The following is a 13,512-nucleotide window of genomic DNA, read 5'->3' as shown; positions in this document are numbered from 1 at the left end:
GTCATGCAGCGCATTGCGGTACTCGACTACGGCATGGGCAATCTGCACTCGGTTGCCAGTGCTCTGCAGAAAGTGGCTCCGGATGATGAGGTGGTACTGGCAACCAACCCGGATCAGGCCGCCGGCGCCGATCGTTTGCTGGTGCCTGGCGTGGGTGCTATTCGCGATTGCATGGCCGGTTTCTCTGAGGCGGGCTTCGGGCCGGTGTTGCGCGATGCGATCGATGCCGCCCTGCCGGTCCTCGGAATCTGCGTGGGGATGCAGATCATGATGCGCCACAGCGAGGAGAATGATGGCGTCGATTGCCTGGGGCTTTTCCCCGAGCCGGTGAAGTTTTTTGGCAGTGATCTGAAAAGTGACGGCGAGCGTCTAAAGGTGCCTCACATGGGCTGGAACCAGGTGTGGCAGAAGCGCGCCCATCCGCTGTGGAAAGATATTGCCGACGGCAGCCGCTTTTACTTTGTACACAGCTATTACGTGCCGGCTGAGGGCAATGTCGCGCTTGCGGGAGAGACCGAGTACGGCGTTTCCCTGGCTGCCGCCGTCGCACGCGAGAATGTGTTTGCGACCCAGTTCCATCCGGAAAAGAGTGCCGATGCTGGCCTGCAGCTATTGAAAAATTTTGCCGCCTGGGACGGCCGCGCCTGATTGCGGCGACGTCCCCACCACCAACGCCGACAGTAAGACCAAACCATGATTGTAATTCCCGCCATCGATTTGAAAGACGGCCAGTGCGTACGACTGCGTCAGGGCGAAATGGAAGATGCCACCGTGTTTTCCGACGATCCGTTGGCCACCGCCCGTCACTGGGTCGAGCAGGGCGCCCGGCGCCTGCACCTGGTGGACTTGAATGGAGCGTTCGCTGGCAACCCGGTCAATGGTGAAGCCGTTACTGCGATCGCAAAGGAATTTCCACAGCTGCCGGTACAGATCGGCGGCGGTATCCGCGATCTACACACGATCGAGCGCTATCTGGACGCTGGCGTGACCTGGGCCATCATCGGTACCGCTGCGGTCAAGAACCCGGATCTGGTGAAAGAAGCCTGCCGTGAGTTTGAGGGCCACATCATTGTCGGCCTCGATGCAAAGGATGGTCTGGTGGCGACTGAGGGCTGGGCGGAAGTTTCCGACCAGCAGGCTACCGAACTGGCCAAGCGCTTCGAAGATTGCGGTGTGAGCGCCATCGTCTACACCGACATCGCCCGCGACGGCATGATGCAGGGGGTCAACATCCCCGCGACACTGGAAATGGCGCGGGCGGTGCAGATCCCGATCATCGCCTCGGGCGGCGTGAGCTGCATCGAGGATATCGAGCAGCTGCTGGAAGCCGGCGATATCTACGGCGCGATTACCGGCCGGGCGATTTACGAGGACAAGCTGGACCTCGCTGAAGCGCAGAGGCTGTGTGACAGCTGGAAAAAGTAACTATAGATCAGGCAAAAGACTCAGCTCCCGGAATTGCATCACCGGTGCTTGAGCGCCCATAAGCCCTAATTGATTGTTATCGGGAACCGAGTTAAGGAAATTCTATGGCTCTCGCCAAACGCATTATTCCCTGTCTCGACGTCGACGCCGGTCGCGTGGTCAAGGGTGTGAACTTTGTCGATATCCGCGATGCCGGTGACCCGGTGGAAATCGCCCGCCGCTACAACGAAGCGGGTGCGGATGAGATTACTTTTCTCGATATTACTGCCACCCACGAAGAGCGTGACACCATGCTGCACACCGTGGAGCAGATGGCCTCGCAGGTCTTTATCCCTCTGACCGTTGGTGGCGGCGTGCGCACACTGCAGGATATCCGCAACCTGCTCAACGCTGGCGCGGACAAGACGGCCATCAACTCCGCCGCGGTAAAGAATCCCGAATTCGTGCGCGAGGCCGCCGAGCGTTTCGGTCGTCAGTGCATTGTCGTGGCCATCGATGCGAAGCAGGTTGGCGATGTTGATGGTGAGCCGAAGTGGGAGATCTTTACCCACGGCGGCCGCAAGCCCACTGGTATCGACGCGGTGGAGTGGGCTAGGAAAATGGCCGACCTGGGTGCCGGGGAAATCCTCCTCACCAGTATGGATCGCGACGGCACCAAGAACGGCTTCGACCTGGCCCTGACCCGTGCCATTTCAGAAGCGGTGCCGGTGCCCGTGATCGCTTCCGGCGGTGTCGGAAATCTCCAGCATCTGGTGGACGGTGTGTTAGAGGGCGGAGCCGATGCCGTGCTGGCAGCCAGTATTTTCCACTTTGGCGAGTACTCTATCGCCGAGGCCAAGGAATATATGCAGAACGCCGGAATCGAGATGCGCGTTTAGGCGCACGCTGTTTGCAGCGCTGGTCGCGAGTTGGGTATTGAGTGCGGAGTAGTTTGGCGGTCAGCCGCCCGGTGAATCTTGCCGGAGGCGCGCCCGCTGCTTGCCGAGCGGATGAATCACGGCGCCCCGGGTCCGGCGAGGGTCAGCAGAAGGATCGGACTTGTTCCCGTCTTCCGGCGACAAGCCAAAGTAGAGCCGCACCGCCCGATCGGCGGATGCCCGGCAGGAGTAGGGGCCGAAACAGGTGCCGCCACGGACCTGAAAATACCAGTCATCCCCGATCTTATAGAAGCGGTCGGAGCGTGGGGGAATCTGGCCCCCCTGCTCGCCTTTGCGGTACTGCTCCATATACATCCCTGTCCGCAGTGTCGCAGCTTCCTGCTGCCGCGATGGTTACCTCGATACGGCTTGTGAGCACATCGCTCGCTTTCATACGCCGGCGCCGCACCGGCGTTTATCAGGCCTGGTGTCTGATTCAGTCGGCGCGGGCGACCCGTGGGCGCAGCTGCCGATCCCGATTGGCGTAGAGATTCAGTCCCTTCAATACATTGAGCGCCTCGAAGATCTGATTGTCGCGATCGAGCCAGTCTTCGCGGGCCTCCTTGGCTTTCTTGCGATCCTCCGCATTGCGCTCTTCACCGCCATTGCCGTTGCCCAGGTGTCCGGCCAGGTCGGCCTCCGTGGTGCGCGCCGGCCCTTCCAGGCGGGTGATCTTGACCCGCTCCACCAGGATGTCCGGCGTGATGCCCTGGGCCTGGATAGAGCGGCCATTGGGAGTGAAATAGAGTGCAGTGGTGAGCTTGATCGCACGGTCGCTGTTGATCGGGATAACGGTCTGCACCGAACCCTTGCCGAAGCTGTCGGTGCCCATCACCACGGCGCGACGGTGATCCTGGAGCGCGCCGGCAACGATTTCTGCCGCGGAGGCAGAGCCGTCATTGATCAATACCACGATCGGGGCGCCGGCGGTGATATCACCGGGCTCCGCGGAGTAGCTGAGCTGTGAGGATTCCGTGCGGCCCTCGGTGTAGACCACCAGGCCCTCCTCCAGGAAGGCATCGACCACTTCGACGGAGGACTGCAGAACACCGCCGGGATTGTTGCGCAGGTCGATGATCAGCCCCTTCAGCGCGCTTTTGTCCTGCAGCTTGTTGACCGCCTTCACCACGTCGTCCCCGGTGCCGAGCTGGAACTGGCTGATGCGCACATAACCGTAGCCCTCTTCGAGGATCCGGCTACGCACGCTGCGAACGCGCACGGTGTCGCGCTGGAGCGTAACCTCGAAGGGCTCTTTGTAACCCTTGCGGGCGATGGTCAGGGTCACTGAGCTGCCCTTGGGACCACGCATGCGCTCCACCGCTTCATCGAGGCTGACGCCCCGCATGGATTTGCCGGACAGGCGCAGGATGATGTCCCCGGCCTTCAGGCCGGCACGGGCAGCGGGTGTGTCGTCCATGGGGGTGACGACGGTAATGTGGTCATTCTCGATGCCCACCTCGATGCCGAGACCGGCAAATTCGCCGGTGGTATTGGCCTGCAGGTCATCAAAGGATTCCCGATCCAGATAGGAAGAATGCGGGTCCAGTCCCTGCAGCATGCCCTTGATGGCGTACTCCAGTAGGGTGCTGTCGTCTACTTCCTCGATATAGCCCTGGCGGATCTGTTCGAATACCTTGGCAAAGCTGCGCAGGTCTTCCAGCGGCAGGCGGGAGCTGGTGTTCGGCACCAGGTTCTCGGTGGGATCCACTTCGCTGAGGCCCATCAGGGGCAGAGCGGTCAGGGCGGCGGCGCCGATGAGGGTAGCCAGCGCTTTGGGAGTGAACATAGGGGGAGACCTCGGCCTTATTTCTACGCTTCTTTGCCAAAGTGTAGACCCGGGGTCTCCGGCAGGTTTTTAACTTGGCGCGCAAGCTAACGGCGCCCTCTCGAGGGAGGAAGGGGCTTTGCTCAGCCCCTGCACCACACAGTGGGGTCCTGGGGCTCGCCACGGTGGCGAATTTCAAAATAAACCCCGGTGTGCTCGATACCGCCAGTGTTGCCGGTGCGGGCAATGAGATCGCCGCTCTCCACCCACTCGCCGAGGCTGCGAGTGAGGGACTGGTTGTGGGCGTAGAGGCTCATGTAGCCATCGCCGTGATCGAGAATCATCAGCATGCCCTGGCCGCGCAGGTAGTCCGAAAACACCACGCGTCCGCGATGAATAGCGCGCACGGGCTCACCTTCGCTGGCGCGAATGGAAATGCCCTTCCAGGTGATTCCGTTGGCGCGGCGCTGGCCGAAAGCGTTGGCGCGACGCCCCTTGACCGGCCATGTCATACGGCCGCGCTGCTTGGCGAAGGGCTGCTGGTCCTGGGGGCTTACCAGTGAAGCGATGGCCCGCCCGACCTCGTCCACCAGGCGTTGCAGGCGGGAGCGGTCGTCATGCAGTTGTTTCAACTCTCCGCTCTTGTCGGCGAGCCGGGCGGCGAGCCGGTCCAGGGTCTTCTGGCGGGCGCGCTGGGCGCTGACGAGTGACTTCTCCTGCGACTGCAGCCGCTGGCGTTCGGCGTCGAGGGTGTCCCGTTCATGCTGGATGCTGGAAGAGACGGTCTGCAGGGAGGTGAGCGTCGAGAGGTAGTCGTCGATGACTTTGGTGCGCTCTTGGAGGAAGTATTCGTGGTAGCGAAGCTGGCGGGCAATGGTCTGTGGGTCTTGCTGGTTCAGGAGCAGCTTGATCTGCTCCTGTTTCCCTAGTCGGTAAGCGGCGGCGACTTCCTGCTCGACCCGCCGCTGCATACTTCGCCGCGACTCTTCCAGTTGCTGCTGCTCTTCCTTGAGGTCTTTGAGCTTGTCGGTGCGCGTGCGCATATCGTTCTTGATGCGATCGATGCGCTGCTGCAGCTCGGAGATGCTCTTCTCGTTGTTCTCCAGGTCCTTGAGCAGCTGGTCGCGCTCACTGCGGACCTGGTTCAGCTCTTCCTGCAGGGTGGCGATGCGCTCTTTGATCTCTTTCAGGCGCTCCTGCTTGGCCGCCTCGGAGCTCTCCTGGGCCAGGGCGGGCAGCATCAGCAGTGAAAGGAGGATTGCGGCAAGAGTTCTCATTGGTCGAATTGCACCAGGCTGTGGCCAGTCATCTCTGCCGGTTGCGGCAGGTCCATTAAGGCAAGCATGGTCGGCGCCACATCGGCGAGGCTGCCGCCGTCGCGCAGGCTCAGCTTGCGTTCGCCAATATAGACGAAAGGCACGGGTAAGGTGGAGTGCTGAGTACTCACTTGGCCCGATCCGGCATCGTACATTTCTTCCACGTTGCCGTGGTCGGCGGTGATCAGCACCTCGCCACCGGCTGCCAGGGCGGCGTCCACAACGCGGCCGACACAGGTGTCCAGCGCCTCGACCGCCTTCACCGCGGCTTCAAATACGCCGGTGTGGCCCACCATATCGCCGTTGGCGTAGTTGCAGATAATGGCGTCGTAGTGGCCGCTCTCGATGGCCGCGACCAGTTTCTCGGTCACCTCCGGCGCATTCATTTCCGGCTGCAGGTCGTAAGTAGCCACGTTGGGCGACTTGATCAGCTCCCGGGTTTCGCCGGCATAGGGTTCCTCGCGTCCACCGCTGAAGAAGAAAGTCACATGGGCGTACTTCTCGGTCTCGGCGATGCGTAGCTGATTGAGACCACGTCCGGCGATGTACTCGCCGAAAGAGTTGACCAGGTCTTCCGGCGGGAAGGCGCAGCTGGCATTGATGTCGGCGGCATATTCCGTGGTCATGACGAAATCTGCCAGTTTCGGGCTGGCGGCGCGCTCGAAACCATCGAATTCCGCCTCGGTGAAGGCTCGGGTCAGCTGGCGCGCGCGGTCCGGGCGGAAGTTCATAAAGATCAGTGCGTCGCCGTCGGCGATTGGTGCCGGGTCGCCCACCAGGGTCGGGGCCACGAACTCGTCGTTTTCGCCGCGCTCATAGGCGGCGGCCAGACCCTCCAGCGGATCCGCAGCGCGGTATTCGGCTTCGCCCCGGGTGAGCATGTCATAGACCGATTGGGTGCGCTCCCAGCGCTGGTCCCGGTCCATGGCAAAGTAGCGACCGGCCAGTGTCGCGATACGGGCATTACCGACGGAGTCGCATACCTGCACCAGGCGTTGCAGCGAGGGCTCGGCGCTGCGGGGCGGCGTATCGCGGCCATCGAGGAAGGCGTGGACGTAGATGTGCTTGGCACCCCGCTGCGCGGCCAGGGTTACCATGGCGACGATATGGTCTTCGTGACTGTGTACTCCCCCTTCGGACAACAGGCCCATGATGTGCACGGCGCCGTTGCCGGCGACGGCCTTGTCCACCGCGTTGGTGTAGGCGGGATTGCGGAAGAAGTCACCGTCCTCGATCGCCTTGTTGATGCGGGTGAAGTTCTGATAAACGACCCGACCGGCGCCAAGGGTCATGTGCCCCACCTCAGAGTTGCCCATCTGGCCCTCGGGCAGGCCCACCGCCATGCCGGACGTCTGGATCAGCGTCTTTGGCCGCTCGCCCCAGATCTTGTCCCACACCGGAGACTTGGCGGCGTGAATGGCATTGTGCTCGGCTTTTTCGCTGTAGCCGAAGCCGTCCAGGATCAGCAGAACCAGGGGGCGGTGCTGGGGGTGAGACTGCGCAGATGCCATGGCGGAGGGGTTCCTGTGCCGGTGAATGGAAAACGGACGCGGATTTTAACCTGATTCGGCGGCCCCGGTCAGGGGGCCTATGACTGGCTGGGCAGTCGAGCCCTGGTTAATAATTGCTCACAATCGTGTATACTGCCGCCGCATCGTGGCATGGGGCTGCGGCAAAACAACAACAGAGATACCTGGGGGCGGAGTGGATTTTTTCGTCTTTATGAGCGAGCAGTGGCTGCTGGTCAGCCTGCTGGTGATTTTGATTTATACATTGGCGTTCTCCGAGCGCCACAGAGCCGGTGTGCCGGCGTCGGTGCACGAGGTGACGCGGCTGATCAACGTTGAGGACGCCCGCGTGCTGGATGTGCGTGACCGCAGCGAGTTCAGCGCCGGGCATATCGTCGATGCCATCCATATTCCCCACGGGGAGGTGGCCGGGCGTATCGGTGAGCTGGCGAAGTACAAGGAGAAGCCCGTGATTGTGGCGGACAAGCTCGGCCAGCACGCCGGTGCTGTGGGCCGCCTGCTGAAGAAAGAGGGCTTCCAGGTGCGCCGCCTGCAGGGTGGCATGACCGAATGGGCCAACCAGAACCTGCCCCTGGTCAAGGGCTGATCCAGGCGCAGAGAACTTTTTTCACCGAGGAGTTGCGGTAACGAATATGCAAAACGTCGTGATTTACACTACCCGCTTCTGCCCCTTCTGTGTCCGGGCCAAATACCTGCTGGACAAGAAGGGCGTGAAGTACGACGAGATTGCGGTAGACGGCAACCCCACCCTGCGCGCCGAGATGACCGCCAAGGCGGGCAAGCACACCGTGCCGCAGATCTGGGTTGGCAAGCAGCACGTAGGCGGCTGCGACGAGCTGATGGCTCTGGAGCGGAGTGGGCAGTTGGACAAGCTGCTCGCTGCCGCAGGCTGAGGCCGTCACCGGCGGACAAAAACACCGCCGCACAATATTCCGGCCTTGAAACGGCTTTCAATGGCCCCATTTGAAAGACTCTAAGAGGGAGTCTTTCTCACGGAAGGCAAAACGATCCATCAAATAAAGAACAGGCAGTAACATGGCTGAAGAACAAAACGGCGCAGCGGCTAACGCAGAGGCTCCAAACGTACAATTCGCGATGCAGCGCATCTACCTGAAAGACCTCTCTTTCGAGACCCCCATGGGTACCGAGGTCTTCAAGAAAGAGTGGAAGCCCCAGGTAAACCAGGAGCTGAACACCAAGACCGCCAAGATTGACGAGGACCTCTACGAGGTTGCCCTGACCCTGACTATCACCGTCAAGCTGGAAGAAGACACCGCTTTCCTGGTGGAAGTGAAGCAGGCCGGTCTGTTCACCGTTAAGGGCCTGGAAGGTCAGCAGCTGGCTCAGGTACTGAATACCGCCTGCCCGCAGATCCTGTTCCCGTATGCCCGCGAAGTTGTGGACAACGCAGTCACCAAGGGTTCTTTCCCGGCCCTGATGCTGCCGCCGATCAACTTCGACGCGCTGTTCGCCTCTGCCCTGGCCCAGGCCCAGCAGCAGGCCGAAGGCGCCCAGGCAGAAGAGAAGGCCGAAGCCTGATCCGCTTCCCTCTCTACGCAAAAAGGCCCCAACCGGGGCCTTTTTTATTGGCTGGCTGATAGTGCCCGGACTTGAGTGGATGTAGCCGATCACCTAGTCTCGAGGGCCTCGACTGGAGAATTTGTCATGCAGTGGGATTTGCCCCAGCCATTCACGCTTCCACTGACCGTGGGCCCGGAACACGTGGACGGCTTGCACCACGCCAACAATGCCGAGTATGTACGCTGGTGTGAGAAGGCCGGCTGGGCTCACAGCGTTGCCCTGGGCCTGGACGTGGCCAACTACCAGAGCCTCGACCGGGGAATGGCCATCCGTCACGCGGAGTACGACTATATACTGGCGGCGAAAGAAGGCGACGAGTTGCTGTTTGGCACTTGGCTGACATTGGTAGACGGCCGTCTGAACATGACCCGCCGCTTTCAGGTGTTCCGTCCTGCCGATGGGGCTCTTATCCTCCGCGCCCAGTGGCAGCTGGTCTGTATCGAGCTTTCTTCCGGCAGGCCCAGGCGAATGCCACAGCTATTCAAACAGATCTATGCCCCGGCCGTGGTAAGTGCCGATCAACCTACCCTGGAGCAGTCCGATGAGTGAAAGCGAAGCCTTTGCCAGCCTGACCAGCAATACCGGTGCCCTGAAGGACAAAACCGTGTTTATCACTGGCGCCAGCCGCGGTATCGGCCGCGCCATCGCACTGAAGTGCGCTGCCAATGGGGCCAATATTGTCATTGCCGCCAAGTCAGCGGAGCCGCATCCCAAATTGCCGGGCACTATTTTTTCCGTGGCGGAAGAAGTGGAGGCCCTCGGAGGCAAAGCCCTGCCGTTGCAGGTGGATGTGCGCGAGGAAGACCAGGTGGCCGACGCCATGTCACAGGCGGCGGAAAAGTTCGGTGGTATCGATGCGGTGATCAACAACGCCGGCGCAATCAATCTCACCAGTGTCGAGAATACGCCTCCCAAGCGCTATGACCTGATGCAGAGCATCAACAGCCGCGCGGTGTACCTCACTGCGCATCTGGCCATCCCCTATCTGAAGCAGTCGAAGCTCGGCCACATTATCAGCCTGTCACCGCCGCTTAACTTACAGCCCAAGTGGCTGGGGCCCTGTGCTCCTTACGCACTGTCCAAGTTTGGTATGACCATTCTCAGCGTGGGGCTCGCGGAGGAACTGCGTGATGCCGGAGTAAGCGTCACCACGCTGTGGCCACGGACCCTGGTCGCCACCGCAGCGATCGAATTCGCGGTCGGTAGCCGGGAGATGTTTGAGCAAAGCCGCAAACCGATGATCATGGCGGACGCCGCTTTCGAGATCCTGCAAACGCAGAACAATGAGCTTACCGGTCAGCAGCTGATTGATGAGGAGCTCCTGCGCGAGCGCGGCGTCACCGATTTCACAGAATATGCGCACAACCCTGAAAAGGCCGACCAGTTGGCGGTGGACCTGTTTCTGGAGCCTTAAGACGTTTCACTGGGGGGAGGTAGTACAGTGACCGACGACAATAATCTCTTTAAGGAGGCTCTGGGCCAGCTCGGGGATGTAAAACCCCTCGTGCGGGAGCGCCGGGTGCCACTGAAAAAGCAGCAGGAGGCGGGGCTAAATCAGCGCGCCCGCCGCGAGGCCGCAATCCGTGAAGAAGCCCAGGAACTGAATCCGCTGGCTGGGGAATTCGTCGAGCCAGTGGACCCCTGGGATCCACTGGAATTCAAACGGGACGGCGTACAGAACGGGGTCTATCGCAATCTGAGGCTGGGCAAATACCAGGTAGATGCGCGGCTGGACCTGCACCGCCATTCAGTGGAATCTGCGCGCCGTGCGGTCTTCGAGTTTGTGCGTGATTGTGTCGAAGCAGATGTGCGTTGCGCGCTGATCACACATGGCAAGGGTGAGGGCCGCAAGCAGCCAGCCTTGCTTAAGAGCTGTGTCAACGCCTGGCTGCCACAACTGGATGAAGTACTCGCGTTCCATAGTGCACAAAAACAGCACGGCGGCCTCGGTGCCACCTATGTGTTGTTGCGCAAGAGCGAGCGCAAGCGGCAGGATAACCTGGAGCGCCACCAGCGGCGACGTTAGGCAAGTCGGTTAATCCCCAAGGGCGCTGCATGTCATCTATTTGTCACGCCCCGCACTACTATGGCCTCACAATGAACGGCTTGTCCGGTCCGTATCACATCGTGTGCGGAATCGTTGTTCTTCTCTCTTTAGCTTGCGTTTCCCATCGCTTTGATGGGGTCGAACATTGGGTGCCACGCAGGCTCCCGGTTCGATGGAATTTTCTGGCAGTAAGAAAAGTGGGCGGCTCTCGGGCCGCCATTTTTTATGCCGCTGTCGGCGACTCAGGGTTTTTCGCCCGGCAGGTTTTCCGTGCGCTTGAACTCCAGTCGCGTTGCGCCACTTTCGCTCTGAAGAATCAGTGCATCCCCCTCCAAACTGAGACTGTCAGTTTGCGGCAGGGCCCGCAGGTAGTCTTGCTCCAGATCACTGCTGTCTCGCACGCTACCCATGCGGGAAATCTCGGGGATCTGGGACCATGAAATCTGACCACCATCCTGCAGGCTGAATCGACCCAGGTAGGGGTTACTGCCGGCGCTGCCGCGTACATAGCCGAGGTCGTCACAGGTGAAGTAGGGGCGATCGCGCCAGAGTTTTTGCCAGAGAAGACGCGAGCGGTGCTCACGCCCATCGACCGACATACTCTTTAATAACCACTGGTGGTCACAGACTGCCTGCTCCGCCAGGGGCGGGGCTGCTGGCGCATCCTTCGTCATGCCGCAACCGGTGAGTACGGAGAGAAGCGTGAAGGCAGCTATGCTAACTGCGGGCCTGAGCAACATGGGACATTTCTCGTTATTGTGGTGAAGTGTCCGCCATATTTAACTACAAATTGCGGTCCGGGTCTGTGGCCGGGATCAAGGCTCCACCCTGACATATTCGATATAGATATCGCCGGAGGCATCGCGGAGGATCAAGCGGCCGCCCCCTGACTTGGTAAAGGCCTGCCGTGTGCCTGCCAAGGCTCGAAGATACGTATTCTCCTGCTGCATCAGCGGCTCGGGCCCGGCCATTTTGGTGGAGGCAAAACTCGAAGTATCCCACAGCATTAAGCCATTATCGGTGATCTGCACGCTACCGCGATAGGTGTTGATCCCGCTTTTCCCCATCACATTTCCTTCTGCATTACAGAGGAAAGTGAAGCGTTCATTTTGTTCGATTGGCGCTGCAACTCCGTTGACCCGCAGTCGTTTGAGCTGCCATTTGTTGCCGCAGACGGAATTAACGCTGCCGGCGGTCTGCACCACCTGTGGCTGGTCTGTGCCAAGACCAAGACAACCGGCGATGACCAGCGTCAGTCCGGCCAACCACAACAATCCAAATTTGCTCATAACCACCTCACTTTGCTGCACCCACGAAAAAGGGGGCCGCAGCATTCCCTGTGCACCCATCCTGCATTTAGCTTAGTTGCTGCTGACGACGGCGAGTGGCAACACGCGACAGGCTATGCTGAGAGAACTTATGTCGGTTGAAAATTGACCGCCGCCACACGGATGTGATTGTGCATGATTCGACGCACGAAAATTGTCGCCACTCTGGGGCCCGCCTCCGACAAGGCGGATATTCTGGTGAAGCTCATTGCCGCGGGAGTGGATACCGTCCGCCTGAATTTCTCTCACGGCAATGATCTCGATCACCGTCGTCGAGCTGCACTGGTACGGGAAGAGGCGCGGCGGCAAAACCGCCATGTGGCTATCCTGGGCGACCTGCAGGGACCCAAGATCCGCGTTGGACGTTTCAGTGAGGGCCGCGCTTTTCTTGAGCGCGGTGCACCTTTCATTCTCGATCCCGCTTGGGGGCACGAGGCGGGCAGCGCCTTGGGGGTATCGGTGGACTACGCGGAGCTTGCCGGTGACTGTCGTGCAGGAGATGTACTGCTGCTGGACGACGGCCGGTTGCGCCTGCTGGTACAGGAGGTCGAGGGCCAGCGTCTGTCAACGCTGGTGGAAGTTGGCGGTTGGCTATCAAACAACAAAGGCATCAATAAACTCGGTGGAGGGCTGACAGCACCGGCGCTGACCGAGAAGGACATCCGGGATATCAAGGTGGCTGCAGAGCTGGATCTGGATTATCTCGCGGTTTCCTTTCCTCGCGACGCAGCCGATGTGACCAAAGCCCGGCAGCTTCTCCACGAGGCCGGCGGACGGGCGCATATCGTGGCCAAGGTGGAGCGTGCCGAAGCGGTCGCGGATGATAAGCAGCTCGACCAGTTGATTCTCGCCAGCGATGTCATCATGGTGGCTCGTGGGGATCTGGCGGTAGAAGTTGGCGATGCGGAGTTGATGGGAGTGCAGAAGCATCTCATCCGCCGTGCCCGCCATCTGAGCCGGGTAGTGATCACGGCCACTCAGATGATGGAGTCCATGATCTCCAGCCCCGTACCGACACGGGCTGAAGTCTGTGACGTGGCCAATGCCGTTTTAGATGGCACCGATGCGGTCATGCTGTCGGCAGAAACGGCAGCTGGCGATTATCCGATAGAGACCGTGGAGCATATGGCGGAGGTCATTGTCGGTGCGGAAAAGCACCGTGCCACCCGCCGGCCGCCACGGGTGATGCAGGACAATTATCCGGCCGGTGATGAGTGTATTGCTATGGCGGCGATGGCTATCGCCAACCACTGCCGGGATATTCGCGCCATCATCTGTCAGACGGAGACCGGCAACACCGCCCGGCTCATGTCACGAGTCCGCTCCGATATCCCCATCTTTGCGTTCTGCCGTCATCCGTCCACCTGTAATCGCGTAGCCCTGTATCGTGGTGTTGACCCGGTGTTGATGCAGGTAGAGGGGCTGGATGGCGTCGAACGGGATCGGAAGGCGATTGCCTACCTGAAAAAGCGAGGGTATCTAAAGGTCGGGGACTTCGTCCTGCTCTCGCGTGGCTATCACCAGGACGTGGGTGGTAGTACTGACACCTTGCGCATCGTGCAGGTCGAATGACGAGCCACTGTCGCTCTATTTTGCAAAATGGC

16 protein-coding genes are annotated in these 13,512 nt (G+C 60.5%); 10 read left to right on the top strand and 6 right to left on the bottom strand.

The window, feature by feature from the left end; genetic code table 11:
* The first annotated feature begins 3 nt into the window (after positions 1-3).
* The 3 genes from hisH (at position 4) to hisF (ending at position 2,303) form a co-directional block, all read left to right on the top strand.
* On the top strand, positions 4-648 hold the full coding sequence (gene hisH, locus AUP74_RS03235; protein WP_069946298.1) for an imidazole glycerol phosphate synthase subunit HisH: 645 nt from the start codon (positions 4-6) through the stop codon (positions 646-648).
* 45 nt (positions 649-693) lie between these two features.
* Complete coding sequence (hisA, locus tag AUP74_RS03230) at positions 694-1,425, top strand: 1-(5-phosphoribosyl)-5-[(5-phosphoribosylamino)methylideneamino]imidazole-4-carboxamide isomerase (protein WP_069946297.1); 732 nt, start codon at positions 694-696, stop codon at positions 1,423-1,425.
* A gap of 104 nt (positions 1,426-1,529) precedes the next feature.
* Positions 1,530-2,303 carry an imidazole glycerol phosphate synthase subunit HisF gene (gene hisF / locus AUP74_RS03225; protein WP_069946296.1) on the top strand — a complete coding sequence of 258 codons (774 nt, stop codon included), beginning with the start codon at positions 1,530-1,532 and terminating at the stop codon, positions 2,301-2,303.
* A 60-nt stretch (positions 2,304-2,363) separates the two neighbouring features.
* Here hisF and AUP74_RS03220 read toward each other — a convergent pair whose 3' ends face one another.
* The 4 genes from AUP74_RS03220 to gpmI form a co-directional block, all read right to left on the bottom strand.
* Positions 2,364-2,657, bottom strand: a complete 294-nt coding sequence (locus AUP74_RS03220; RefSeq protein ID WP_069946295.1) for a DUF6316 family protein — start codon at positions 2,655-2,657, stop codon at positions 2,364-2,366.
* A 121-nt stretch (positions 2,658-2,778) separates the two neighbouring features.
* Positions 2,779-4,128 carry a S41 family peptidase gene (locus AUP74_RS03215; protein ID WP_069946294.1) on the bottom strand — a complete coding sequence of 450 codons (1,350 nt, stop codon included), beginning with the start codon at positions 4,126-4,128 and terminating at the stop codon, positions 2,779-2,781.
* A 122-nt stretch (positions 4,129-4,250) separates the two neighbouring features.
* A complete protein-coding gene (locus AUP74_RS03210) occupies positions 4,251-5,384 on the bottom strand; it encodes a murein hydrolase activator EnvC family protein (protein WP_069946293.1) in 1,134 nt (377 codons plus the stop codon).
* Positions 5,381-6,934 carry a 2,3-bisphosphoglycerate-independent phosphoglycerate mutase gene (gpmI, locus tag AUP74_RS03205; protein WP_069946292.1) on the bottom strand — a complete coding sequence of 518 codons (1,554 nt, stop codon included), beginning with the start codon at positions 6,932-6,934 and terminating at the stop codon, positions 5,381-5,383. Before gpmI ends, AUP74_RS03210 begins: the two co-directional genes overlap by 4 nt.
* Positions 6,935-7,127: 193 nt before the next feature.
* On the opposite strand from gpmI, the gene AUP74_RS03200 reads away from it, so the two are divergent.
* The 6 genes from AUP74_RS03200 to smrA all read left to right on the top strand — a co-directional run bounded on the left by AUP74_RS03200 (position 7,128) and on the right by smrA (position 10,559).
* Complete coding sequence (locus AUP74_RS03200; protein ID WP_226999880.1) at positions 7,128-7,538, top strand: rhodanese-like domain-containing protein; 411 nt, start codon at positions 7,128-7,130, stop codon at positions 7,536-7,538.
* Between the two features lie 46 nt (positions 7,539-7,584).
* Positions 7,585-7,845, top strand: a complete 261-nt coding sequence (grxC, locus tag AUP74_RS03195; protein ID WP_069946291.1) for a glutaredoxin 3 — start codon at positions 7,585-7,587, stop codon at positions 7,843-7,845.
* Between the two features lie 142 nt (positions 7,846-7,987).
* A complete protein-coding gene (secB, locus tag AUP74_RS03190) occupies positions 7,988-8,491 on the top strand; it encodes a protein-export chaperone SecB (protein ID WP_069946290.1) in 504 nt (167 codons plus the stop codon).
* Between the two features lie 126 nt (positions 8,492-8,617).
* Complete coding sequence (locus AUP74_RS03185; protein WP_069946289.1) at positions 8,618-9,082, top strand: acyl-CoA thioesterase; 465 nt, start codon at positions 8,618-8,620, stop codon at positions 9,080-9,082.
* Positions 9,075-9,947 (top strand): SDR family oxidoreductase, encoded by an 873-nt coding sequence (locus AUP74_RS03180; protein WP_069946288.1) that lies wholly within the window; start codon positions 9,075-9,077, stop codon positions 9,945-9,947. The genes AUP74_RS03185 and AUP74_RS03180 overlap by 8 nt, the downstream gene beginning before the upstream one ends.
* 27 nt (positions 9,948-9,974) lie before the next feature.
* Positions 9,975-10,559 carry a DNA endonuclease SmrA gene (gene smrA / locus AUP74_RS03175; RefSeq protein WP_069946287.1) on the top strand — a complete coding sequence of 195 codons (585 nt, stop codon included), beginning with the start codon at positions 9,975-9,977 and terminating at the stop codon, positions 10,557-10,559.
* Positions 10,560-10,822: 263 nt separating this feature from the next.
* Here the strand turns inward: smrA and AUP74_RS03170 are convergent, their stop codons facing one another.
* On the bottom strand, positions 10,823-11,254 hold the full coding sequence (locus AUP74_RS03170; protein WP_226999879.1) for an META domain-containing protein: 432 nt from the start codon (positions 11,252-11,254) through the stop codon (positions 10,823-10,825).
* Between the two features lie 141 nt (positions 11,255-11,395).
* A complete protein-coding gene (locus tag AUP74_RS03165; protein WP_069946285.1) occupies positions 11,396-11,869 on the bottom strand; it encodes an META domain-containing protein in 474 nt (157 codons plus the stop codon).
* 174 nt (positions 11,870-12,043) lie between these two features.
* On the opposite strand from AUP74_RS03165, the gene pyk reads away from it, so the two are divergent.
* On the top strand, positions 12,044-13,480 hold the full coding sequence (gene pyk / locus AUP74_RS03160) for a pyruvate kinase (protein WP_069946284.1): 1,437 nt from the start codon (positions 12,044-12,046) through the stop codon (positions 13,478-13,480).
* Positions 13,481-13,512: the final 32 nt, after the last annotated feature.

Source organism: Microbulbifer aggregans, from assembly GCF_001750105.1.
GTDB lineage: Bacteria > Pseudomonadota > Gammaproteobacteria > Pseudomonadales > Cellvibrionaceae > Microbulbifer > Microbulbifer aggregans.
Note: the sequence above shows the minus strand (reverse complement) of the source record. Positions and strands in the feature narration are given on the sequence as shown.